This is a genomic window from Pseudomonas sp. HD57-3, from assembly GCF_056113135.1.
In genome coordinates this window covers 4,689,563-4,713,701 of record NZ_CM148568.1, presented here as the reverse complement: position 1 = coordinate 4,713,701, position 24,139 = coordinate 4,689,563, and the positions used below count along the sequence as shown (strand labels likewise).

Annotated in this window: 19 protein-coding genes; 12 read left to right on the top strand and 7 right to left on the bottom strand. The window is 61.2% G+C overall.

The window, feature by feature from the left end; translation table 11 throughout:
• Positions 1-9: 9 nt before the first annotated feature.
• On the bottom strand, positions 10-1,500 hold the full coding sequence (locus AC0R79_RS21260; RefSeq protein ID WP_102718161.1) for an aldehyde dehydrogenase family protein: 1,491 nt from the start codon (positions 1,498-1,500) through the stop codon (positions 10-12).
• A 356-nt stretch (positions 1,501-1,856) separates the two neighbouring features.
• Here AC0R79_RS21260 and AC0R79_RS21255 point away from each other — a divergent pair, with 356 nt between their 5' ends.
• From AC0R79_RS21255 to peaD, 5 genes are all read left to right on the top strand, one after another.
• On the top strand, positions 1,857-2,054 hold the full coding sequence (locus AC0R79_RS21255) for a hypothetical protein (RefSeq protein ID WP_474731614.1): 198 nt from the start codon (positions 1,857-1,859) through the stop codon (positions 2,052-2,054).
• Between the two features lie 603 nt (positions 2,055-2,657).
• The gene (gene peaA / locus AC0R79_RS21250; RefSeq protein ID WP_474731612.1) at positions 2,658-4,238 is read left to right on the top strand and encodes a quinohemoprotein amine dehydrogenase subunit alpha; all 1,581 of its coding nucleotides are present in this window, start codon (positions 2,658-2,660) and stop codon (positions 4,236-4,238) included.
• A gap of 94 nt (positions 4,239-4,332) precedes the next feature.
• Positions 4,333-5,763, top strand: coding sequence for a quinohemoprotein amine dehydrogenase maturation protein (peaB, locus tag AC0R79_RS21245; RefSeq protein ID WP_085608195.1), 1,431 nt, complete (start codon positions 4,333-4,335; stop codon positions 5,761-5,763).
• A gap of 1 nt (position 5,764) precedes the next feature.
• Complete coding sequence (gene qhpC, locus AC0R79_RS21240) at positions 5,765-6,088, top strand: quinohemoprotein amine dehydrogenase subunit gamma (RefSeq protein ID WP_008016081.1); 324 nt, start codon at positions 5,765-5,767, stop codon at positions 6,086-6,088.
• Between the two features lie 23 nt (positions 6,089-6,111).
• Positions 6,112-7,233, top strand: a complete 1,122-nt coding sequence (peaD, locus tag AC0R79_RS21235) for a quinohemoprotein amine dehydrogenase subunit beta (RefSeq protein WP_474731611.1) — start codon at positions 6,112-6,114, stop codon at positions 7,231-7,233.
• 122 nt (positions 7,234-7,355) lie between these two features.
• On the opposite strand, the gene AC0R79_RS21230 is transcribed toward peaD, so the two are convergent.
• Both AC0R79_RS21230 and AC0R79_RS21225 read right to left on the bottom strand, forming a co-directional pair.
• Entirely contained in the window at positions 7,356-7,760 is a 405-nt protein-coding gene (locus AC0R79_RS21230; RefSeq protein WP_474731610.1) for a lysozyme inhibitor LprI family protein, read from the bottom strand.
• Between the two features lie 58 nt (positions 7,761-7,818).
• The gene (locus tag AC0R79_RS21225; protein WP_474731609.1) at positions 7,819-8,736 is read right to left on the bottom strand and encodes an ADP-ribosylglycohydrolase family protein; all 918 of its coding nucleotides are present in this window, start codon (positions 8,734-8,736) and stop codon (positions 7,819-7,821) included.
• A gap of 196 nt (positions 8,737-8,932) precedes the next feature.
• On the opposite strand from AC0R79_RS21225, the gene AC0R79_RS21220 reads away from it, so the two are divergent.
• Together AC0R79_RS21220 and AC0R79_RS21215 are read left to right on the top strand one after the other, a co-directional pair.
• Positions 8,933-9,421 (top strand): SRPBCC family protein, encoded by a 489-nt coding sequence (locus AC0R79_RS21220; protein ID WP_007953087.1) that lies wholly within the window; start codon positions 8,933-8,935, stop codon positions 9,419-9,421.
• Positions 9,414-10,229 (top strand): aminoglycoside phosphotransferase family protein, encoded by an 816-nt coding sequence (locus AC0R79_RS21215; RefSeq protein ID WP_474731608.1) that lies wholly within the window; start codon positions 9,414-9,416, stop codon positions 10,227-10,229. Before AC0R79_RS21220 ends, AC0R79_RS21215 begins: the two co-directional genes overlap by 8 nt.
• Positions 10,230-10,518: 289 nt before the next feature.
• On the opposite strand, the gene acnA is transcribed toward AC0R79_RS21215, so the two are convergent.
• Positions 10,519-13,260: an aconitate hydratase AcnA gene (gene acnA, locus AC0R79_RS21210; RefSeq protein ID WP_474731607.1), complete on the bottom strand. Its 2,742-nt coding sequence runs from the start codon at positions 13,258-13,260 to the stop codon at positions 10,519-10,521.
• Between the two features lie 222 nt (positions 13,261-13,482).
• On the opposite strand from acnA, the gene rlmM reads away from it, so the two are divergent.
• Entirely contained in the window at positions 13,483-14,556 is a 1,074-nt protein-coding gene (gene rlmM / locus AC0R79_RS21205; protein WP_375747585.1) for a 23S rRNA (cytidine(2498)-2'-O)-methyltransferase RlmM, read from the top strand.
• Between the two features lie 65 nt (positions 14,557-14,621).
• Positions 14,622-14,873, top strand: coding sequence for a sulfurtransferase TusA (gene tusA / locus AC0R79_RS21200; RefSeq protein WP_007953079.1), 252 nt, complete (start codon positions 14,622-14,624; stop codon positions 14,871-14,873).
• A gap of 49 nt (positions 14,874-14,922) precedes the next feature.
• On the opposite strand, the gene AC0R79_RS21195 is transcribed toward tusA, so the two are convergent.
• On the bottom strand, positions 14,923-16,332 hold the full coding sequence (locus tag AC0R79_RS21195) for an MATE family efflux transporter (protein WP_474731606.1): 1,410 nt from the start codon (positions 16,330-16,332) through the stop codon (positions 14,923-14,925).
• 178 nt (positions 16,333-16,510) lie between these two features.
• Here AC0R79_RS21195 and pdxB point away from each other — a divergent pair, with 178 nt between their 5' ends.
• Entirely contained in the window at positions 16,511-17,653 is a 1,143-nt protein-coding gene (pdxB, locus tag AC0R79_RS21190; RefSeq protein ID WP_474731605.1) for a 4-phosphoerythronate dehydrogenase PdxB, read from the top strand.
• A gap of 57 nt (positions 17,654-17,710) precedes the next feature.
• Here pdxB and AC0R79_RS21185 read toward each other — a convergent pair whose 3' ends face one another.
• Positions 17,711-17,890, bottom strand: coding sequence for a PA1571 family protein (locus tag AC0R79_RS21185; RefSeq protein ID WP_085608203.1), 180 nt, complete (start codon positions 17,888-17,890; stop codon positions 17,711-17,713).
• A gap of 258 nt (positions 17,891-18,148) precedes the next feature.
• Between AC0R79_RS21185 and AC0R79_RS21180 the strand changes: the two genes are divergently transcribed.
• A complete protein-coding gene (locus tag AC0R79_RS21180; RefSeq protein ID WP_474731602.1) occupies positions 18,149-19,942 on the top strand; it encodes an ABC transporter transmembrane domain-containing protein in 1,794 nt (597 codons plus the stop codon).
• Between the two features lie 105 nt (positions 19,943-20,047).
• On the opposite strand, the gene AC0R79_RS21175 is transcribed toward AC0R79_RS21180, so the two are convergent.
• Positions 20,048-21,976 (bottom strand): transglycosylase SLT domain-containing protein, encoded by a 1,929-nt coding sequence (locus AC0R79_RS21175; RefSeq protein ID WP_007953066.1) that lies wholly within the window; start codon positions 21,974-21,976, stop codon positions 20,048-20,050.
• A 215-nt stretch (positions 21,977-22,191) separates the two neighbouring features.
• Between AC0R79_RS21175 and AC0R79_RS21170 the strand changes: the two genes are divergently transcribed.
• A complete protein-coding gene (locus AC0R79_RS21170) occupies positions 22,192-24,114 on the top strand; it encodes an ATP-binding cassette domain-containing protein (RefSeq protein WP_474731601.1) in 1,923 nt (640 codons plus the stop codon).
• Positions 24,115-24,139 lie beyond the last annotated feature (25 nt).

The window sequence follows — 24,139 nt, the reverse complement described above, 5'->3', positions numbered from 1 at the left end:
GCGCAGTCATTACAACTTGATCAACACCGACTTCAGCTCGGTGTAATGCTCGATCGCCGCATACCCCATCTCGCGCCCGACTCCGGACATCTTGTAGCCGCCAAACGGCAACGCCGGATCCAGCGCGCTGTGGCAGTTGACCCACACCGATCCCGACTTGATCCGCGGAATCATCCGGTGTACCGCCGCCAGGTCGTTCGACCAAATGCTCGCGCCCAAACCGTAAGGGCTGTCATTGGCCATGCGCAGCGCATCGGCCTCGTCATCGAACGGAATCGCCACCAGCACCGGCCCGAAGATCTCTTCCTGAACCAGCGAATGCCGCTGATCGACATCGACAATCACCGTCGGCTTGACGAAGAACCCCGGCCCGAACTGCTCGCCGCCGCAGGCGATGGTCGCGCCGCTTTCCCGGCCCATTTCGATGTAGTTGTAGACCCGCTCCTGCTGGCGCGCGGAAATCAGCGGGCCCATATCGATGCTCGGGTCGAGGCCGTTGCCGAGTTTCATCGCATTGGCGATGTCGCTGATATCGGCCACCACATTGTCGAAATGCTTGCGCTGCACATACAGCCGAGAACCGGCGCAGCAGACCTGGCCCTGGTTGAAGAAAATTGCACTGGCCGCACCCGCCGCGGCGGTTTTCAGGTCGGCGTCGGCCATGACGATGGTCGGTGATTTGCCGCCCAGTTCCAGAGTGACCCGGGTCATCGAGTCCATGGCGATCTTGCCGATTTGCTTGCCGACAGCGGTGGAGCCGGTGAAGGTCAGCTTGTCGACCAGCGGGTTGTGGGTCAGGGCGGAGCCGGCCGTGATGCCGGTGCCGGTGACCACGTTGAACACGCCTTCGGGGTAGCCTGCTTCCAGCACCAGTTCCGCCAGTTTCAGCGCGGTCAGTGGGGTTTCGTCGGCCGGTTTGAGCACCACGGTGCAACCGGTGGCCAGCGCCGGGCCGAGTTTCCAGCAGGCCAGCAGCAACGGGAAGTTCCAGGCGACGATGGCGCCGACCACGCCGACTGCTTCGCGACGAATGAAACTGTGGAACTGATCGCCGGGCATCAGCGGCAACGAAACGTCGACGCTGGAACCTTCGATCTTGGTCGCCCAACCGGCCATGTAACGCAGGAAGTCGATGGCCAGTTGCACGTCCATCACCTGCGCCACCGCCGCGCTCTTGCCGTTGTTCAGGCATTCCAGTTGCGCCAGCAGCTCGGCGTCGCGCTGCATCAGGTCGGCAAGTTTCCACAACAGGTTCTGCCGTTCGCGCGGACGGGTGCGGCTCCAGGCCGAATCATCGAAGGCTTGCCGGGCGGCGAGCACCGCGCGGTCGACATCTTCCGGGGTGGCTCGAGGCACCACACACAGTACTTCACCGGTGGCCGGGTTGTGCAGCGGCATGGTCTGGCCGTCGGTGGCTTCGACCCAGTCGCCGCCGATTAGCATGCGCGGCGGGCGCTGGATAAAGGCCGAGGTGGCAGGGAGCAGATAGGGCAGGGGCATGGCGAAACCTCTTGTTGTTCGATGGGATCGAGAGGGGCTTTCGCAATGGTTGTGCCAAATGCTCGAAGGTGGCGCACAGCCCGGTTGTACGGGCTAACGGAGGAGGCGATTGAGTGGCAGTGGGCGTTAATTTGTCTCAAAACGCGACACCCGTTGAGAAGCAAGATACGCGTCCTACAAAGCCAACGCCGCTGTGATGGGGCTTGAGCAAAATCGGACCGTTTCAGGTGTAGGAAAAGCCGCGCGTCTGACAGTTTTTACCGACTGGTGGAGGCATGAGGTACGAGCTAAGTTGCTTGGTGTATAGGGTTTTCCTGCCATGGATTTGGCGGGTCAGTGTCTTCACAGGGATGTCGATGAACAACTTAACCATTCGATGGCTAACCAATTTTACGATGGGCGTGGGGACTGGATTTCTGGTGACGGGGATTGCGGCGCTGTTGATCGGCGACCTGGCCGATTTCGATACGATTCGGGCAGGTGCCTGGATGGCTTCAATCAGTTTTTTCGTAATCGTTACCTCATTCGGTGTTGCCATGATGGAGGGAAAATGATGGCGGCTTTAATTGTGGGGCTGTGGTGTATGGGTGTCAGTTTGCTGCTCGCGTATGGGTATCACCGGGATCGTCGAATTCAAGCGGCCCAGCGTGATTCCGCGGCATTGGCAGCCAAGGCCGGCGCCCACTGTGAATGCTCGATGGTTTGCAACTATTGTGGGCGTTACAAGGTTCACCCGGACAACTCTGTTCGCTAGGCGCGGGTAAACAACCAATACAAGAGCCCCGTCATTGGCGGGGCTTGTTTTCGTGTGGGTTCGGCAGGCGTCACTCTTCTGGAGGTTTTTCATGGGGGATGCTGCCAGCTCCGGGTCATCTGTCGCGCGACGCAATGTCGCTGACGCCGCAACAACTATGCTTGTCTCAGACTGCAACAGCTGTCGCGAAATTGGACGTCGGCAAGCACCGCCAGTACCGCCACTTCGCCTTGATCTTCACGTAACTGCTTGATTGAAAAGCTTATCGGCAAGCTGGCACGCTCCGTGTATTGCTCACAGCAGACGTTTCGCTTGCCTCCGTTCGTGCATCGCCACGAACGGCAGAAACCATAAAAACGATAAGCCACAACAATAAGAAAGCACCGTGCGAGGTTCGACGTTGATGAAGAGAAAACTCCGATCAGGCATGAGCGCCAGCCTGCTGGCCGTGGCCGCTTGCGTGGCCCTGCATTCGCCGTACAGCCTGGCAGCCCGCGATGCCCAGACCATCCTCAAGGAAACCTGCCAGGGCTGTCACACCCCTGAAACCGGCGACCAGTTGAGCCGCATCAGTCACCAGCGCAAGACCCCGGAAGGCTGGCTGATGAGCATCGCCCGGATGCAGACCATGCACGGTTTGCAGATCAGCGATGACGACCGTCGCACGCTGGTCAAATACCTCGCCGACACCCAGGGCCTGGCGCCCAGCGAAACCGATGGCGTGCGTTACGCACTGGAACGGCGGCTGAACACCGTCGAGCAGTTCGACGAGAAAACCGCGCAGATGTGCGGCCGCTGCCACTCCGGTGCGCGGATCGCCCTGCAACGGCGTCCGGCTCAGGAATGGGAACGTCTGGTGAATTTCCACCTCGGTCAATGGCCGTCGCTGGAATATCAGGCCATGTCCCGCGATCGTGACTGGTTCGATATCGCTCGCAAGGAAATGGTCCCGCTGCTGGCCAAACGTTATCCGCTGGATAACCCGGCATGGCAGTCCTGGATCAAAACCGCACCGAAAGCCGAGGCGCTGGTGGGCGACTGGAGCTTCAGCGGCCATTTGCCAGGCAAGGGTGAGCTGGCCGGCACCATGAGCGTCACCGCCGATGGCAGTGACACCTTCAAGGTCGCCGTCAAAGGTCAGTACGCCGACGGCAGCCCGTTCAACGGCGACGGCAGTGCGATCCTCTACACCGGCTACGAATGGCGCGGCAACCTGACCGTCGATGGCGTGACCATGCGTCAGGTGTTCGCCGCACAGGGCAACGCCATGCACGGCCGGATGTTCGAGGCCGAGCACGATGAGCGCGGTTTGGACTTTGTCGCCGCCAAACAGGGTTCGCAGCGCTTGCTGGCGGTGCAGCCAGGTTATGTGAAGGCAGGCAGCGAAACCGAAGTGACCCTGATCGGCAGCGGTCTGAGCGGCAAGCCGAATTTTGGCAAAGGCGTGGACGTGGTCGAAGTGGTCGAGCAGAACGCCGACCGGATCAAGGTCAAAGCCAAAGCGGCAGCCAATGCCCAGCCGGGTCTGCGCGCGGTCAGCGTCGGCAGCCTGAAAGGCCCGAACCTGTCGGTGTACAGCAAGATTGCCTCGGTCAAAGTGGTGCCGGAATTCTCGGTGGCACGGATCGGCGAGGGCGGCGTTTCGACGCCGAAAGTCCAGGGCCGCTTCGACGCCGAAGCCTGGGGCAAGGGGGCCGACGGCAAGCCGTATCGCATCGGCGTGTTCCCGGCGCAATGGAAAGTCGAAGCCTTCGACGAGCGCGCCAAAGAGGACGAAGACGTCAAGTTCGCCGGCACGATGCAGGCCGACGCGGGCGTGTTCACCCCGGGCGATGCCGGGCCGAATCCGGCGCGCAAGATGTCCACCAACAATGCCGGCAACCTCAAGGTGATCGCCGCCGTCGACGACGCAGGGAAATCCCTGACCGGCGAAGGCCACCTGATCGTCACCGTGCAACGCTGGAACAATCCACCCATTCCCTGATGTTGAAACGTGAGTTGAGCTGAGCGACAGCGATTCAGACACTTTTCGGAATGACCGCAAGTCCCCCACGCGGGGCTTGCACAGGAGGTTTGCAATGGGCGCTATCTTGAATCTGGTCGAACGTAATCTGCACGAAGTGCACGTCGACGCCGACCGCATGCTGTTCCACATCCCCAGCAGTTCGCTGTTTGCCAGCGATGAACTGACCGGTACCATCATCGATGCGTTGCGCGGCCCCGGCTGCTCCTCGGAGGACTTGATCCAGCGCCTCGGCGCGCGGTTCAACGGCGAGGAAATCAACGAGACCCTGCGCGAGCTGATTTCGCTGGAACTGGTCAGCGACGGCTCGCCGCTGACGCCGGACATCGCGGTCAAACGCGTCGAGCGCACCGCGATCAACACCGTGGTGCTCAACGTCAACACCGGCTGCAACCTGAGCTGCACCTACTGCTACAAGGAAGACCTCGACAAGCCGTCCGCCGGCAAGAAGATGGACGTCGAAACTGCCATCGCGTCAGTGGAAATGCTGTTGCGTGAATCCCCCGACGAAGAACGTTTCACCGTGGTGTTTTTCGGCGGCGAGCCGTTGAGCAACCGCAAGTTGATCGAGTACATGGTCGATTACTGCGAGAAGCGGTTTGCCGAGGCCGGCAAGTTCGTCGAGTTCGTGATGACCACCAACGCCACGCTGCTCACCGAAGAAACCGTGGACTACCTGAATGCCCATCGCTTCGGGCTGTCAGTGAGCATCGACGGGCCGAAAACCGTGCACGACCGCAACCGCATCACGGTGGGCGGGCAGGGCACCTATGACGTGGTTCGGCGCAAGGCCGAAATGCTGCTGTCGCGCTACAACAGCCGTCCGGTCGGAGCGCGGGTGACCCTGACTACCGGCGTCACCGACGTTGAAACCATCTGGGATCACCTGTTCAACGAACTGGGGTTTGCCGAGGTCGGATTTGCTCCGGTGACCTCCGGCGATATCAGCAGCTTCAACCTGACCACTGACGAGTTGATCGAAGTATTCGCCAGCATGAAACGCCTCGGTCGGCGTTATCTGGAGGCTGCGTTGGAACACCGCAATATCGGTTTCTCCAACCTGCATCAACTGATCACCGATATCCACGAAGGCCATAAAAAGGCCCTGCCGTGCGGCGCCGGACTGAAGATGCTGGCGGTCGATCACAAGGGCGAACTGAACCTGTGCCATCGCTTCACCGGCTCGTCGCTGCCGACCTTTGGCAACGTCCACAGTGGCGTTAAACAGGTCGAGTTGAACGACTTCCTGTCCCAGCGCCTGGATCGCACCAACACCGGTTGCCATGACTGTCAGATCCGCAACCTCTGCTCCGGCGGCTGTTATCACGAGAGCTATGCCCGCTACGGCGATCCGGCCCACCCGACTTATCACTACTGCGAACTGATGCGTGACTGGGTCGACTTCGGCATCGAGGTCTACACCCGGATCATGGCCAACAACCCTGCGTTCATCAGCAGCTACATCACTCCGCGCAAGGCTCACTGATATGAAACATCTCAAGGCAATCAATAACAAAGCGTTGAAGCTGGATCAGGCCGCGGACGAGAACCGCATCGAAGAAGTGGTGGCGATGAGCTCCGTTGCCGGTTGCGCCTCGACCACCGACCCGGGTTGGGAAATCGATGCCTTCGGCGGGGTGTCGTCGCTGTGCCAGCCGATGGAGGCTGACCTCTACGGTTGCTCCGACCCGTGCTGGTGGCCGGCCCAGGTGCCGGACATGATGAGCACCTACCCGGACTGGAACAAGGATGCCCAGGCGTCCAACGACAACTGGCGCAACCTCGGCACTGTCTTCCCGAAAGACAAGTGATCCCCAAGAAAAAGGATTCCAGCATGCCTAGCCTCAACAAAGCCTGCGGTGTTGCCGCACTCGCGGTTCTGAGCGCCTGTTCGCTTCCGGTTCTGGCCGATGAAAACACCGCGCTGCAAGACGGTCACGAGTACATGTTGACCACCAACTATCCGAACAACCTGCACGTCATCGACCTGGCGACCGACAGCCTGTACAAGTCCTGCAAGATGCCCGATGCCTTTGGCCCCGGCACTGTGCAGCTTTCGCCGGATCGCAAGACCGCGTATGTGCTGAACAACCATTACGCCGATGTCTATGGTGTCGAACTGGACAGTTGCAAGCAGGTGTTCCACGCCAGCATCACCCAGCAGCCGGGGGAAAAGGCGCGGTCGATGTTCGCCTTCACCGTCAGCCATGACGGCAAGGAGCTGTACACCATCGCCAACCCGACCCAGATGCTCAATGACCGATACGAGGTCAAACAGCCGCGTCTGGACGTGTACGCCACCGACGCCTGGATGGACGCCAAACCGGTGCGCAGCTTCCCGGCGCCACGGCAGTTGACGATCATGCAGAGCGGCGATGACGGCACGCTGTATGTGGCCGGTGCTGATGTGTACAAGGTCGATGTGAAGAGCGGCAAGTTCGACGTGCTGATCCCCAGCCGTCACTGGAAACGCCCGAACTACAGCGCGCCGGACGTGCTTTACGTGTGGAACCAGCAGACTTACCGCCACGATTTCTCTCTGCTGTACACCGCCGCCAAGTTCAAGGATAAGAAGCAGGATCCGGCCACCGCTGAATATCTGTACGGCTTGTTCAGCGTCGATCTGAAAACCGGCAAGACCGAAACCACCGATTTCGGCCCGCTGACCGAGATCTACTTCAGCGGCATGCGCTCGCCGAAGGATCCGAACCTGATGTTCGGCGTGCTCAATCGTCTGGCCAAGTACGACATCAAGCAGAAGAAGCTGATTCAGGCGGCGACACTGGATCATTCCTACTACTGCATTTCGTTCAACAAGGAAGGGAGCAAGATCTATTTAGCCGGGACGTTCAACGACGTGGCGATCTTTGATGCCGAGACCATGAAACAGACCGGCAGCATCAAGTTGCCGGGCGGGGATATGGCGATTACCACGGCGCAGATTTTTGTTCGGTAATTAGCGGCGTCAGGGATGACGCCTTCGCGAGCAGGCTCGCTCCTACAGGGAATTTGTGAACGGCACAAAACCAATGTGGGAGCGAGCCTGCTCGCGATGAGGCCTTCAACGGCTCGGAAAAATCAGGCCCCGGGCACCGGGCAGCTCATGTCACCTTCCTCACATTTCAAATACTGTTTGAGCGCTTCGGTTCGCGTCTTCGTCACCGAGGCGATGCAATTGTTGTAGATCAACGGATAAACACTCCCGCCTGCCACGCCGGATGCCGAAAACTTGCACTCGGCATCACGAAAGCCAATCCACGCCCGTTGCGCGCTCACCAGCAGTTTCTTGCCATCAGGGTTGTCCTTCAACCGGGCGGTAATCTGCTGATAAACCGCGTTCAACTCCTTGTCCGCCGCCTTGTTTTCCTGTGCGGCGCACTGATTCATCGTCGCCTGATCGCTGGCATTGGCGCAGTCTACGGCAGCTTGACCAACGGAAGTGAAAAGAAAGGGTGTCAGGGCCAGAAGCAGGCGTGGGGACATGAGTCATCTCGCTTTGATGAATGAACGTGCCGGGCAGTTTAGCGACTTCGCCGCGCCATCAGGATTTATGCTGCCTCGATGCGTTGAGCAACCGTTCGGCAGTCGCCGCAATTTCCTCTCCGTCATGCAGTTTTTCCAGCCACCCGGACGGGATTCCCTGCACGCCGTAATGGGCGCCGGCCAACTGGCCGACGATGGCAGCCGTGGTGTCCGCGTCATCGCCCAGATTCGCCGCTTGAAGGACGGCTGCGGCAAAGCTGTCGGTGTGCTGGAAGCACCATAACGCCGCTTCCAGGGATTCGACGCAGTAACCGTTACCGCGAATGTCGCGCTCGGTCTTGTGCAGGTACTCGCCCCGGGCAATCGCCGCCACCTTGGGCTGGCTGAACGCGGTTTGCGGCAGGGTGCGCAGTTGCGCTTTCGATGAGCCTTCCAGGGCCTTGCCGAGCAGTTCGGCAAACAGCTGGCAACATTCGATGGCCTCGGGCGCCGCGTGGGTGGTGCGCGAACTGTCGGCGGCGAATCGCCTGGTTTTCCGGGCATCGGGGAAATAAAACAGCACCACGGGCACCAGTCGCATCAACGAGCCATTGCCGGCACTGTAGGGATCGGTGGAACCGGCAAACGGCTCTCCGGTGTGTTGATAGCGATCCAGCGCCTGACTCACGGTCATGCCGATATCGAAACATTCGCCGGTCGAACTCAGATAACCCCATTGCCACCAGTTCAGGTAGCGGCCCATCTGGTCGGCGGCATCGAAGCCGTTTTTGTTCAGCAGACTTTCCGCCAGGCACAACGCCATCGAGGTGTCGTCGGTCCATTGACCGGGCTTCAGGCGAAACGGCCCGCCACCAACCATGTCGGTCAGGGGCTGGAAGCTGCCGCGCGGCTGGAATTCGACGGTGGTTCCCACGGCATCGCCGCAGGCCAGGCCGAGCAGGGCGCCACGGTAACGTTCGGGAAGAGAGGGCTGCATGATGACGTCCTTGTGTCGTTTAGTTCGCTGCGAACGTTATCAGTTTCGCCGCGCTGATCCGTGCGCATTCTGACGAACCGGCGCCCTGAAATACTGCCGGATATTTCAATCAGAGCCGACCGTTGCACTGGATTGATACAACTTCGGATTGGACATGTGGTCATACAAGCCTACTGTTCAAAACAGGAGGTGACGTATGAAACCAGTACCCAACAGCTTTGAACGTAAAATCATGCTCAGGTCGCCGCGCTCCCATGTCTGGCGCGCCCTGGTCGATGCCGAGGCGTTCGGCCAGTGGTTCGGCGTTGCGCTGGAGGGCCGGCGGTTTATCGCGGGTGAATGGACGCAGGGGCAGGTGACGTACCCCGGTTATGAACATGTGCTCTGGAACGTGCTGGTGGAACGGGTCGAGCCGCAGCAGCTGTTCTCCTTCCGCTGGCACCCGTACGCGGTGAACCCGAAAATCGACTACTCCCAGGAGCCGACCACCCTGGTCAAATTCGAACTGCAGGACTACGAGAACGGCACGCTGCTGAAAGTCTCCGAGTCAGGTTTCGCGCACATTCCAGACGTGCGCCAGAAGGAGGCGTACTACATGGACAGTCGTGGCTGGGAGGAACAGTTGAGTCGACTTGAACACTTCCTCACGGAGAGCGACCGGGCCCGCGAGCGTGAAGGTGGCTGATCTCGACCTGTTCACGCCGTGGCTGGAACGCTGGACGCTGGCGCCGGACGGCAAGCCGATCATCACCCCGGGCAGCCGCCTGTTGCCGGTGCGTCAGTGCGATGCACCGGCGATGCTGAAAGTCGCGGTGGACGACGAAGAAAAGTACGGCAACCTGCTGATGACCTGGTGGGACGGCGACGGTGCCGCCCGGGTGCTCGCCCATCACGAAGAAGGCTTGTTGCTGGAGCGGGCGATGGGCCAGCGTTCGCTGATGCACATGGCGCTCAACGGTGAAGACGACGAGTCCACGCGGATCATGTGCCGAGCCTTGGCCCGCCTGCACGCACCGCGACCGACGCCGCCACCACCGTTGGTGGAACTGGCGCCGTGGTTTGCTTCATTACGAGTGGCGGCGACCCGATACGGCGGCCAATACGCCGAATGTCTGCAAACCGCCCAGGCCTTGCTCGCCGAACCGCAGGACAAGGTGGTGCTGCACGGCGACATGCACCACGACAACGTCCTCGATTTCGGCCCACGGGGCTGGCTGGCTATTGATCCCAAGCGGGTTCGGGGCGAACGTGGTTACGACTACGCCAACCTGATCTGCAACCCGGAATTGCCAACGGCCAACGACCCGGAGCGCTTTCGGCGACAAGTCGACGTGATCTGCGAAGCAGCGGGAATCGAGCGAAAGCGTCTGCTGCAATGGGTACTGGCGTTCGCCGGACTGTCTGCCGCGTGGTTCATGGAGGATGACGAGCAAACTGCGGCAAAAGGACAGCTGAAAGTCGCGCAACTGGCGGCTTCTGCGCTCGATGCCTGACACGTCTAAGGGTTTTCGGAAGGCCCGCTATGGCGAATGTCTTACACGCGATGGTAGCTATTTCGACTATTGCCGATTGGATCCACAGCGTAACCTAGCCTCATCAACTGAAGCACAGGGAGTGTTTCAGGATCACGGATGATCGACCATTAGCAAGGATCGCTGCCGACAGGGAGTCGATAATGGTCTTGGGAAAAACCCGCTTCGGCGGGTTTTTTTTCGTCCGCAGAAAAGTGCCGTGCCCAAACAGAAACACCGCCAATCGGCGGTGTTTCTGCATCTGCAGGTTTTAAGAGGCGATCAACTGGCGCAACACGTAATGCAGGATCCCGCCGGACTTGAAGTACTCGACCTCGTTCAAAGTGTCGATGCGGCACAGCACTTCGATTTTCTCCTGACGCCCGTTTTCACGGGTGATGACCAGGGTCAGGTTCATCCGTGGCGTCAGCTCGACACCGCTCAGGCCCTGAATATCCAGAGTTTCCTTGCCGGTGAGGTTCAGGCTCTTGCGGTTCTGATCGAGCTTGAACTGCAACGGCAACACGCCCATGCCCACCAGGTTGGAACGGTGGATCCGCTCGAAGCTTTCGGCGATCACCGCTTTCACGCCCAGCAGATTGGTGCCCTTGGCCGCCCAGTCGCGGCTGGAGCCGGTGCCGTATTCTTGCCCGGCAATCACCACCAGCGGGGTGCCCGAGGTTTGATAACGCATGGCCGCGTCGTAGATCGCCAGTTTCTCGCCGGTCGGAATGTAGATCGTGTTGCCACCTTCTTCGCCGCCGAGCATTTCGTTGCGGATACGGATGTTGGCGAAAGTGCCGCGCATCATTACTTCGTGGTTGCCCCGGCGCGAGCCGTAGGAGTTGAAGTCCCGTGGCTCGACGCCTTGCTCGCGCAGGTAACGTCCGGCCGGGCTGTCGGCCTTGATATTGCCGGCGGGGGAGATGTGGTCGGTGGTCACCGAGTCGCCCAATAACGCCAGCACTCGCGCGCCTTTCACATCGGCGCTCACCGGCAAAGGCCCAGAAATGTCGTCGAAGAACGGCGGGTGCTGGATGTAGGTCGAATCCGCCTGCCAGACGTAGGTCGCGGCTTGCGGCACTTCGATGGCTTGCCACTGTTCGTCACCGGCGAACACCTCGGCATATTCCTTGTGGAACATGGCGGTGTTGACCTGATTCACCGCATCGGCGATTTCCTTGCTGCTCGGCCAGATGTCACGCAGGTAAACCGGATTGCCCTGTTGGTCGTTGCCCAGCGGCTCGCTGCTGATATCGGTGCGCACACTGCCAGCCAGGGCGTAAGCGACAACCAGCGGCGGCGAGGCCAGCCAGTTGGTTTTCACCAGCGGATGCACCCGACCTTCGAAGTTGCGGTTGCCGGACAGCACCGACGCCACGGTCAGGTCGGCTTTCTGGATGGCTTTTTCGATCGGTTCCGGCAGCGGGCCGGAGTTGCCGATGCAAGTGGTGCAGCCGTAGCCGACCAGCGAAAAACCAAGCTGATCGAGGTACTGCGTCAATCCGGCAGCCTTGTAGTAATCGGTAACGACTTTCGAACCCGGCGCCAGCGAGCTCTTCACCCACGGTTTGCGGGTCAGGCCTTTTTCCACGGCTTTTTTCGCCAGCAGGCCGGCAGCCATCATCACGCTGGGGTTGGAGGTGTTGGTGCAGGAGGTGATCGCGGCAATCACCACGGCACCGTTTTTCAGGCGATAGGTGTGGCCGTCGTACTCGTAGTCCGTTTCGCCGACCAGATCGGCATTGCCCACCGCGACACCGCCACCGCCCTCGCTTTCAAGACGTCCTTCTTCCTTGCTGGTGGGTTTGAATTGCAGGTCGAGGAAGTCACTGAACGCCTGGCCGACATTCGGCAGCGAGACTCGGTCCTGCGGACGTTTCGGCCCGGCGAGACTGGCTTCGACGCTGCCCATGTCCAGCGCCAGGCTGTCGGTGAACACCGGTTCCTGACCGGGCAGGCGCCACAGGCCCTGAGCCTTGGTGTAGGCCTCGACCAGTTTCACCACTTCAGGCGGACGGCCGGACAGGCGCAGGTAGTCGAGGGTCACGTCATCCACCGGGAAGAAGCCGCAGGTCGCGCCATATTCCGGGGCCATGTTGGCGATGGTCGCGCGATCGGCCAGCGGCAGGTCGGCGAGACCGTCACCGTAGAACTCGACGAATTTGCCGACCACGCCTTTCTTGCGCAGCATCTGGGTCACGGTCAGCACCAGGTCGGTGGCGGTGATGCCTTCCTTGAGCTTGCCGGTGAGTTTGAAACCGATCACTTCCGGAATCAGCATCGACACCGGTTGCCCGAGCATCGCCGCTTCCGCCTCGATCCCGCCGACGCCCCAGCCGAGTACGCCGAGGCCGTTGATCATGGTGGTGTGGGAGTCGGTGCCGACCAGCGTGTCGGGGAAGGCATAGGTGCGGCCGTCTTCGTCCTTGGTCCACACGGTGCGGCCGAGGTATTCGAGGTTGACCTGATGGCAGATCCCGGTGCCCGGCGGCACCACGCTGAAGTTGTCGAAGGCGCTCTGGCCCCAGCGCAGGAAGGCGTAGCGTTCGCCGTTGCGCTGCATTTCGATGTCGACGTTCTGTTCGAAGGCGCTGGCGCTGGCGAACTTGTCGACCATCACCGAGTGGTCGATCACCAGATCCACCGGCGACAACGGGTTGATTCGTTGCGGATCACCGCCAGCCTTGGCCATGGCGGCGCGCATCGCGGCCAGATCGACCACGGCGGGAACGCCGGTAAAGTCCTGCATCAGCACGCGGGCAGGGCGGTACTGGATTTCGCGATCGGAGCGGCGCTCCTTGAGCCACGCGGCAAGCGCCTTGAGGTCGGCGCCAGTGACGGTTTTTTCATCTTCCCAGCGCAGCAGGTTTTCCAGCAGGACTTTCAGCGACATCGGCAGCTTGTCGAGATCGCCCAAGGTCTTGGCGGCATCCGGCAGGCTGAAATAGTGGTAAGTCTTGTCATCGACTTTGAGAGTTTTAAGAGACTTCAGACTATCGAGGGACGGCATTACGATCACTCCTTTGAATCCGCACGGCTACGGATAGAGGGGACGAATAGAGCTTTAAACCTAGCCCTGTTTTAGGTAGCTGGCTAATAACTGGACTCTATGGACAGAACCAAGGTTCCGACATGGGCTATCATGCGCCGGTTTTCGTGACAGGCTTTGCTTCAACGCAGGGTCTGGGCATCGCGCAGGGGATGAATGATCGCCCTCTGCCCAGGAGTAAGAATGAACACCCTATTCATGCATTGCCGGCCAGGCTTCGAAGGCGAAGTCTGCTCGGAGATTTCCGACCTCGCCGCTCAACTGAACGTGGCCGGTTACGCCAAGGCCAAACCGGCCACCGCTTGCGCCGAGTTCGTCTGCACCGAAGAAGACGGTGCCGAGCGCCTGATGCGCGGCCAGCGTTTCGCCGAGCTGATCTTCCCGCGCCAGTGGGCGCGCGGATTTTTCATCGATCTGCCGGAAAACGACCGCATCAGCGTGATCCTCGCGCACATGGCTGAATTCCCGGTCTGTGGCAGCCTGTGGCTGGAAGTCGTCGACACCAACGACGGCAAGGAGCTGTCGAATTTCTGCAAGAAGTTCGAAGGCCCGCTGCGCAAGGCCCTGACCGGCGCCGGCAAACTGGTGGAAGACGCCAGCAAACCGCGTCTGCTGCTGACCTTCAAGAGCGGCCGTGAGGTGTTCCTCGGTCTGGCCGATGCCGGTAACTCGGCGATGTGGCCGATGGGCATTCCGCGCCTGAAGTTCCCGCGCGAGGCGCCGAGCCGTTCGACCCTGAAACTGGAAGAGGCCTGGCACCACTTCATCCCCCGCGATCAGTGGGAAGATCGCCTGCACAGCGACATGACCGGCGTCGACCTCGGCGCGGCGCCGGGCGGCTGGACCTGGCAACTGGTCAATCGCGGCATGCTGGTCACCGCCATCGACAACGGCCCGATGGCCGAAAGCCTGATGGACACCGGTCTGGTGCAGCACTTGATGGCCGACGGTTTTACCTTCAAACCGAAGCAACCGGTGGACTGGATGGTCTGCGACATCGTCGAGAAGCCGGCGCGCAATGCCGCGATGCTCGAAGAGTGGATCGGCGAGGGGCATTGCCGGGAAGCGGTGGTCAACCTGAAGCTGCCGATGAAGCAGCGTTACGCTGAAGTGAAGCGCTTGCTCGAACGTATCGCCGACGGTTTCAAGGCCCGTGGGATCAAGGTCGACATCGGCTGCAAGCAGCTTTACCACGACCGCGAGGAAGTGACCTGCCATTTGCGCCGCCATGACGTGAAGAAAACCAAAGCCCGCTGAGCACGCGACAGGTGACCGAACACCCGGCATTGGGCGACAATGCCGGCCAGTTTCAGGAGTGAATCATGAGTGAAATGATTGATACGCCGGTCGACGGCACCCTCGACGCCACGGGCCTCAACTGCCCGGAGCCGGTGATGATGCTGCACCAGCACATCCGTGACCTGGTGCCCGGCGGCCTGCTCAAGGTGATCGCCACCGACCCGTCGACCCGCCGCGACATCCCCAAGTTCTGCGTGTTTCTCGACCATGAACTGGTGGGGCAGCACGAAGAGGCCGGGACCTATCTGTACTGGATCCGCAAGAAGTCCGGGTGATCGGAAGGCAAAAAAAGACCTGCAAGTGCAGGTCTTTTTTTATGGCCGGTCAGCCCATCGAACGGCTGATGCGAATGCGTTTGCGTGCGCTGCGCGTCAGGCGGATCGACAGCATCAGCGCCGCGCAGCTGAGGCCGACGATCAGGCCTTCCCACAAGCCGCTCGGGCCGCGTGGCTCGCCGAGCCAGTCGGTCAGGCCGAGGGCGTAACCCACCGGCAGGCCGATGCCCCAATAGGCGAACAGGGTCAGGATCATCGTCACCCGGGTGTCCTGATAACCGCGCAGGGCGCCGGCGGCGGTGACCTGGATCGCGTCGGAGAACTGGAACAGCGCCGAGTACACGATCAGCATCGCCGCGATGTGAATCACCATCGGATCGGAGGTGTAGATCGCAGCAATATGTTCGCGCATCAGCAGCATCATGCTCGCCGACAGGCAGGCGTAAGCCAGCGCGGTACCCATGCCGACACCCGCCGCGAAACGCGCTTCGCGAGGTTCTTCACGGCCCAGAGCCTGGCCGACCCGCACGGTCACTGCCATGCCCAGCGAGTACGGAATCATGAACACCAGCGAGCTGACGTTCAGCGCGATCTGGTGCCCAGCCACCACAGTGGCGCCGAGGCTGCCGATCAGCAGCGCGATCACCGCGAAAATGCTCGACTCGGCAAACACCGCGACGCCGATCGGCAGGCCGATGGCCAGCAAACGCTTGATCACCGCCCATTGCGGCCAGTCGAAACGGCTGAACAGTTCGCTCGACTTGTAGGCTGGCGCCCAGCGCTCATAACCGGCCAGACCCAGCGCCATCAACCACATAACGATGGCCGTGGCCCAGCCGCAGCCGACGCCGCCCATGGCCGGCACGCCAAAGTGGCCATAAATGAACACGTAGTTCAGCGGAATGTTCAGCGCCAGACCGCACAGGCCCAATACCATCGCCGGGCGGGTGCGACCGAGGCCGTCACTGGTGCAGCGCAGCACATGGTAGAAGGCCACCGCTGGCAGACCGCTGGCGATGCCGTGCAGGTATTGCATGCACGGTCCGATCAGCTCCGGATCGACTTTCATCAGGTGCAGGATCGGTTCGGCGCTGAACAGCATGGTGGTCGCCATCAGGCCCACCACCAGTGCCAGCCACAGGGCCTGACGCACGATCGGGCCGATTTCGCTGTGGGTGCCGGCGCCGAAGCGTTGGGCGACTTTCGGCGTGGTGGCCAGCAGAGTGCCGGTCATCAGCAGGAATACCGGCACCCAGATCGAGTTGCCCAGCGCCACGGCCGCCAGATCCTTGGGCCCGACGCGCCCGGCCATCACCGCATCGACGAAGCCCATGGCGGTGGTCGCCAGTTGCGCGATCATGATCGGCAGGGCCAGGCCGAGCAGATTCTTCAGCTCCAGGCGAACCCGGGCAGGGCGGTTGAGGGAAACGGCGGCAGGGCGGTCAGTCACGGAATTCACAGGCAAAGCGTCCACAGGGGTTGATGCGCAAGGCCGGGCATTCTACGCCGCTGACGTTATGGTCAGGAAAAATCCTCTGTTGCGTATTTGTAATCGCCGCGCCTTATCAAGAATCAAAGCCTGCTGGCTCATCGCGGTCCCAGCGCCTACACTGCCGATCCGCCCAAGGAGCCCCGCCATGCTGATTGTTGCCGACGAAAATATCCCGCTGCTCGATGCCTTTTTTGCCGGTTTCGGCGAGATCCGCCGGGTGCCTGGCCGCTCCATCGACCGAGCCGCGGTCGAGCAGGCCGATGTATTGCTGGTGCGCTCGGTGACCAACGTCAACCGCGCACTGCTTGAAGGCAGCAAAGTGCGTTTTGTCGGCACCTGCACCATCGGCACCGATCATCTGGATCTCGACTATTTCAACGAGGCCGGCATCAACTGGTCCAGCGCGCCCGGCTGCAATGCCCGGGGCGTGGTCGATTACGTGCTTGGCAGCCTGATGACCCTGGCTGAAATCGAAGGCGTCGATTTGCGTGAACGCACTTACGGTGTGATCGGTGCCGGTGAAGTCGGCGGTCGCCTGATCAAGGTGCTCAAAGGCCTGGGCTGGAACGTGAAAGTCTGCGACCCGCCGCGTCAGGCGGCCGAGGGCGGTGACTATGTCAGCCTGGAGCAGATCATCGCGCAGTGCGACGTGATCAGCCTGCACACCCCGCTGACCCGCAGCGGCGACGGCGCGACCTGGCATTTGTTCGACGAGCAGCGTTTGCAGCAGCTCAAGCCCGGCGCTTGGCTGATCAACGCGGCTCGCGGTCCGGTGGTGGATAACACCGCGTTGCGCGAAGTGCTGCTGGAGCGTGAAGACCTGCAAGCGGTGCTCGATGTCTGGGAAGCCGAGCCGCAAGTCGATGTCGCGCTCGCCGAACTCTGCGTACTGGCGACGCCGCACATCGCTGGTTACAGCCTCGATGGCAAACAGCGGGGCACCGCGCAGATCTATCAGGCGTACTGCGAATTTATCGGTGAGCCCGCCAGCATTCAGCTCGGTGATCTGCTGCCGGCGCCTTGGTTGTCGGAAGTTTCCTTGCATGCCGACAGCGATCCGGCCTGGGCACTGGCGATGTTGTGCCGTGGCGTGTACGACCCGCGCCGGGATGACGCGGATTTCCGTCGCACGCTGCTGGGCAGTGTCGGTGAGCAACGTGCCGCGTTTGATCTGCTGCGCAAACAGTATCCGTCGCGACGCGAGATCGAAGGCTTGAAGGTGCGGATCGAAGGCGATTCGCCGGCCCTGCGCCAGATCGTGACCGCGCTGGGCGCTGTGGCCGTATAAACAGCGGGCAGAAAAAACCCGGCCTGCAGGGGCCGGGTCAGGAAGACGGTGGCGATATCACTTTTGTTCGGCAGGCTTGACCAATCGCTTCTCCAGTTCGCTGCAAGCTTCCTGGATCATGTCTTCAGTGATCTCGATTTCACGCCCGTTTTCGTCGATGATCGAGCAACCCAGAGGTTGGCCGGGCTTGGTGCGGATCACTTCAATCTTGTCTTCGCTGCTGTTTTGCAAGGACATGGCCTGTCTCCTCATCAGGTTGTGTGCCTAGATTAAAACCGTCAGGTGACCAGGCTGTGACAACTCCCTGCGGTCGGTCCGGAACGGCATCTCCACTCAAACAGAAATGACCGTCTGTCTCAACCCGGACCTTAGACCAATAGCATCTAGGGGGTAGTCTTGCCGGTCATATTTAACCTGACTCATTGTGATTTACAGAGTTCCACCCCATTGAGTGTCCAGGCTGGCCCCATTAATCAGCACACGACGTGAACCTGAATGATCCCGATGCTTTCCTCGCGCCACCGCCGGGCCCTACGCCTGACCAGTCATTTCCTTGCTCCCTATCGCTGGCCGGCCTTCGGCGCACTGCTGGCGCTGATCGTCACGGCGGGCATCACCCTGTCGATGGGGCAGGGCATCAAGTTGCTGGTCGATCAAGGCTTCATGACCCAGTCGCCGCACTTGCTCAATCAATCCATCGGTCTGTTCATGCTGCTGGTTTTCGGCCTGGCGGTCGGCACCTTTGCGCGGTTTTATCTGGTGTCCTGGATTGGCGAGCGCGTGGTGGCAGACATTCGCCGGCAGGTGTTCAACCATCTGGTGTACCTGCATCCCGGGTTTTACGAGGACAATCGCAGCTCGGAAATCCAGTCGCGGCTGACCGCTGACACCACGCTGCTGCAATCGGTGATCGGCTCGTCGCTGTCGCTGTTCCTGCGCAATTTACTGATGGTCATTGGCGGTGTGGTGCTGCTGTTCATCACCAACACAAAGCTCACCAGCATCGTGGTGATCGCACTGCCGTTGGTTATTGCGCCGATCCTGATTTTCGGCCGCCGCGTGCGTAACCTCTCCCGGTTGAGTCAGGACCGGATCGCCGACATTGGCAGCTACGTGTCGGAAACCCTCGGCCAGATCAAGACCGTGCAGGCCTATAACCATCAGGTGCAGGACGAGCAGCGTTTCGCCAGTACCGTCGAGCAGGCATTCGAGACCGCGCGCAAACGGATTTTCCAGCGGGCCTGGCTGATCACGCTGGTGATCGTGCTGGTGCTTGGCGCCGTCGCGGTGATGTTGTGGGTCGGCGGCATGGACGTGATTGCCGGGCGGATTTCTGCCGGTGAACTGGCGGCGTTCGTGTTCTACAGCCTGATCGTCGGCAGTGCCTTTGGCACATTGAGCGAAGTGATAGGTGAGTTGCAGCGGGCAGCCGGCGCCGCCGAGCGCATCGCCGAATTGCTGCGTTCGGAGAACATTATCCAGCCACCAACCACGGGATTGGTGACGCTGCCGGAGCGAGTCAAAGGCGAGCTGGAATTGCAGGATGTGCGTTTTTCCTACCCTTCGCGTCCCGAAAGCCTTGCTGTCGATGGTTTGAGTCTGACGATTAATGCGGGGGAAACTCTGGCGCTTGTGGGGCCGTCCGGCGCGGGCAAGTCCACGGTGTATGACTTGTTGCTGCGTTTCTATGATCCCCGGGAGGGGCGGATCCTGATCGATGGCGTGCCACTGACGAGCCTTGATCCGCTGGACTTGCGTCGCTGCTTCGCGCTGGTCTCGCAAACCCCGGCGCTGTTCTTCGGCAGTGTCGAAGAGAACATTCGCTACGGCTGCCCCACCGCCACGCTGGAGCAGGTGCGGGAAGCTGCGAAAATCGCTTATGCCCACGACTTCATCGAACAGATGCCCGACGGCTACCAGACCCACCTGGGCGACGGCGGCCTGGGCCTTTCAGGCGGACAACGCCAGCGACTGGCGATCGCCCGGGCGCTGCTGGTCGATGCGCCGATCCTGCTGCTCGACGAAGCCACCAGCGCCCTCGACGCCCAGAGCGAACACCTGATCCAGCAAGCGCTGCCGAGCCTGATGCAAAACCGCACCACACTGGTGATCGCCCACCGGTTGGCCACGGTGAAAAACGCCGACCGGATTGCTGTGATGGATCAGGGCAAACTGGTTGCGATTGGCACGCATCAGGAGTTGATCGCCAGCAATCCGCTGTATGCGCGGTTGGCGGCGTTGCAGTTCAATGATGGTCATCAGGCTTCGACCGACCAAGTAACCGACTAAGTAACCGACCATGTAACCGACCCAGTAGAGCGCCATAAAAAATGCCCGCATCTCTCGATGCGGGCATTTTTGTTTACGTCGATCTATCGGCGAAACACGCCCCGATCACTGATCGTCGAAATACCGCTCATGCCAGTCCACCAGCGGTTGCGGCGAGTTGAGTTTCTGGCCGTAGATCACCGAGTAGGACAGCACGTTCTGTACGTACTGGCGGGTTTCGTCGAACGGGATGCTTTCCACCCACACGTCGAAGCTCAGGTGGTCGGCGCCACGCAGCCACTGGCGCACGCGGCCGGGGCCGGCGTTGTAGGCGGCGGAGGCGAGCACGCGGTTACCGTTGAACTGGCTGTGCACCTGGCTCAGGTAAGCGGCGCCGAGCTGGATGTTTTTATCCGGATCGAGCACCTGCTGTGGTGAGGCCAATGGAATGCTGAACTTGCGCGCGGTTTCCTTGGCGGTGCCGGGCATCAGTTGCATCAGGCCGCTGGCGCCGACGCTGGAGCGGGCGTCGTCCATGAATGCACTTTCCTGACGGGTGATGGCGAACACCCAGCTCGAATGCAGGCCGCGCACCTTGGCTTCGCGCACCAGAGTGTCGCGGTGGGCCATCGGGAAGCGGATGTCCAGATCATCCCAGTACTGCGCCTGACTGATGGTGCGGATGGCTGGGAAGTACCATTTCAGGTCGTAGGCCAGTTTCGCCTGGGCGACCATTTCGTCGCGGCTGAAGTGCCGGCTGACGTGATACCACTCGCGGCGACCGTCGACGATCTGGCCACGGGCGTGGAACTCCAGCGCACGACGCACGCCAGGGGTGTTGCGCACCTTGTTGATCAGCGCCTGACTGAGCACCAGCGGCTTGTTGTTCAGCGAATACGGCGACTGCGAGCGGTCGGCGGCGAGGAAGCCGTAGAAATCACGCTCCCGCGACAGATTCTTGTACAAGGTCTGCGCTTCCGGGTTTTGCGGTTGCGCCAGTTCCAGGCTGCGGGCCTGCCAGTAGCGCCAGCGGTTGGTAGTGGCCAGATCCTGCGGCAGACGGCGGGTCAGTTGGTAGGCGTCGTCCCAGCGCGCCAGACGCAGCAGCAGGCGCAGACGCCATTCGGACACGGTGTTGTCGCGCAGCTCCGGGTCGTACTTGGTCATCACGTCCAGCGCGCGGCTGTCGAATCGACGGGCGAGGGTCAGGCCGATTTCCCGGGCGATGGCGACTTTTTCATCCCGGGAGAAATGCATGCTGCTGGCATAACCGTCGAGCAGGGCCATGGCCTTGTCCGGATCCTGACGCGCGAGGCGCCGCAGGCCGAGGCTGACCACGTCCGACATCGGTTCATCGGCCGGTGTGAAGCGCGACGGCTGGTTGAGCAATTCCGGTTTCTGCGCTACGTCCACCAGCAAGCGGCCGCGCGGGGCGAGGGTGGTCAGGCCGTTGACCAGGCTGTTGGCCAGTGGATAGTTGCGGTGCTGGGCGGCGAGTTTGGCGCGTTCCCAGCGTTTCTGTTCGGTCAACTGACCTTCGGCGGCCCACATGCCGAACAGCGCATCACAGGCGGCGGGCTGGGATTTGCCGGTCAGCCAGAGTTTCTCGGCGTTGGCGTAGCCCTCGGCCTTCTTGTTGTGGCTGATCTGGTACTGCGCGTTCAGGCAGTCCAGTTCGGTGAAATTCAGTTTGGGGTCGTAATACTTGACGAACGTCGCCCAGTCGCCGCGATCGGCCAGCCAACGCAACCAGCGCAACTTCATCCAGTTGGCCTGGGGCAGGTCACCGTGCTCGGCAAGAAACTTTTCGATCTCCGCGTTGCTGGCGGTTTTCAGTCGGGCGGTCAGCTCGTCGTAAGCCAGGTATGGCTCCAGCGGATAATCGGCGAGGGCCTGGCTGTAACGGAAATACGGGCCGGTGTCGCCCTTGGCCAGGGCGCGCTTGGCTTCATCGTAATACTGGCGTTGGGTGGACAGGTCCACCGCCTGGGCGGATTGAACGGCAGCGGCGGAAAGCAGCAAACATGACAAAACACTGAAGAGGCGACTGCGCATGAGACATCCGGGCAGAGAAATCATGACAAGTGCCGGCCCAAAACCCGCACTGAATTGTCTGTAGCTTAGCCTTTTGCCAGCAGGCGGCGAAAGCTTTGCCGGCCTTGCAGCACAAGTTCGCAACAATTGTTGTGCAGAGTGCGTCAGCGGCGAAATTGCCGGCCTGCTCGGGCCCCGATTCAGGTAGAATGCGCGCCCGGTTTTTGGAGAAGCTCATGACCCTGCTCAAATTCAGCGATGTGTCCCTTGCATTCGGCGCGATGCCGTTGTTGGACAAGGTGTCCTGGCAGATCGCCCGTGGTGAGCGGGTGTGCATCATCGGCCGCAACGGCACTGGCAAATCCAGCATGATGAAACTGGTCAAGGGCGACCAGAAGCCTGATGACGGCTCGGTGTGGCGTGCCCCCGGTCTGAAAATCGGTGAATTGCCACAGGAATTGCCGGTGGCCGACGAGCGGACTGTGTTCGACGTGGTCGCCGAAGGCCTCGACGGCGTCGGCGCCTTGCTCGCCGAATACCATCACCTGAGCCAGAACATCGTTACCGATGCCGATCTGGACAAGCTGATGCACGTTCAGCACGACCTCGAAGCCCGCGATGGCTGGCGCTTGCAGACCCTGGTCGACAGCACCCTGAGCCGCCTGCAACTGCCGGCCGACAAGACCCTCGCCGAACTGTCCGGCGGCTGGCGTCGTCGTGTGCTGCTGGCGCAGGCGCTGGTGTCCGAGCCGGATCTGCTGCTGCTCGACGAGCCTACCAACCACCTGGACATCGGTGCGATTGCCTGGCTTGAAGAAGCGTTGAAGGATTTCCAGGGCGCCGTGCTGTTCATCACGCACGACCGTTCCTTCCTGCAAAACCTCGCCACCCGCATCCTGGAACTGGATCGCGGCGGCCTGATCGACTGGAACGGCGACTACGCCAGTTTCCTCGTCCATAAAGAAGCCGCGCTGGCCGCTGAAGAAACCGCCAACGCGCTGTTCGACAAGCGTCTGGCCCAGGAAGAAGTGTGGATTCGCCAGGGCATCAAGGCTCGTCGTACCCGTAACGAAGGCCGCGTACGTGCGCTGAAAGCATTGCGCGTGGAGCGCAGCGAGCGTCGTGAGCGCACCGGCAAGGCCAACATCCAGCTGGAAACGGCGGAGAAGTCCGGCAAGCAGGTGATGGTGCTGGATAACGTGAGCTTCGCGCATCCGGGCGGTCCGTTCCTGATCCGCGATTTCTCCATGGTGCTGCAACGCGGCGACCGGATCGGTTTGCTCGGCGCCAACGGTACCGGCAAGACCACTTTGCTGAAACTGATGCTCAGCGGTCTGCAACCGACTAGCGGCAAAGTGGAAGAGGGCACCAAGATCGACGTGGCCTACTTCGACCAGTTGCGCCATCAACTGGATCTGGAAAAGACCGTGATCGACAACGTCGCCGAAGGTCGCGACTTCATCGATATCGACGGCCAGAGCCGCCACGTGCTGAGCTATCTCGGCGACTTCCTGTTCAGCCCGCAGCGTGCCCGCACGCCGGTGAAGGCGTTGTCCGGTGGTGAGCGTGCGCGTCTGTTGCTGGCCAAATTGTTCAGCAAGCCGGCGAACCTGCTGGTACTCGACGAACCAACCAACGACCTCGACGTGGAAACCCTCGAGCTGCTCGAAGAAGTGCTGCTGACCTTCAACGGCACTGTGCTGATGGTCAGTCACGACCGGGCATTCCTCGACAACGTGGTCACCAGCACCTTGGTATTCGAAGGTGAAGGCAAGGTTCGCGAATACGTCGGCGGCTACCAGGACTGGATCCGTCAGGGCGGCTCGCCGCGTCTGCTGGGCGTGACCGAAAGCAAATCCGGCAAGGCCGACCTGAACTCGGCGGTGGTCACTGCCGAACCAGCGTCGGTTGCCGCACCAGTCGCTGCGGCCCCGGCTGCGAAGAAGAAGTTGAGCTACAAGCTTCAGCGCGAGCTGGAAGCGCTGCCGGGCGACATCGACGCCAAGGAGCAGCAGATTGCTGCTGTCGAGGCTGAAATGGCCGAGGCCGGCTTCTATCAGCGTCCGCCGGCCGAGACGGCCAAGGTGATTGCTTCTCTGGAGCAGTTGCAGGCTGAGCTGGATGCGCTGGTGGAGCGTTGGGCCGAGCTGGACGCCTGATTGTTTCAGGTATGAAAAAGCCCGG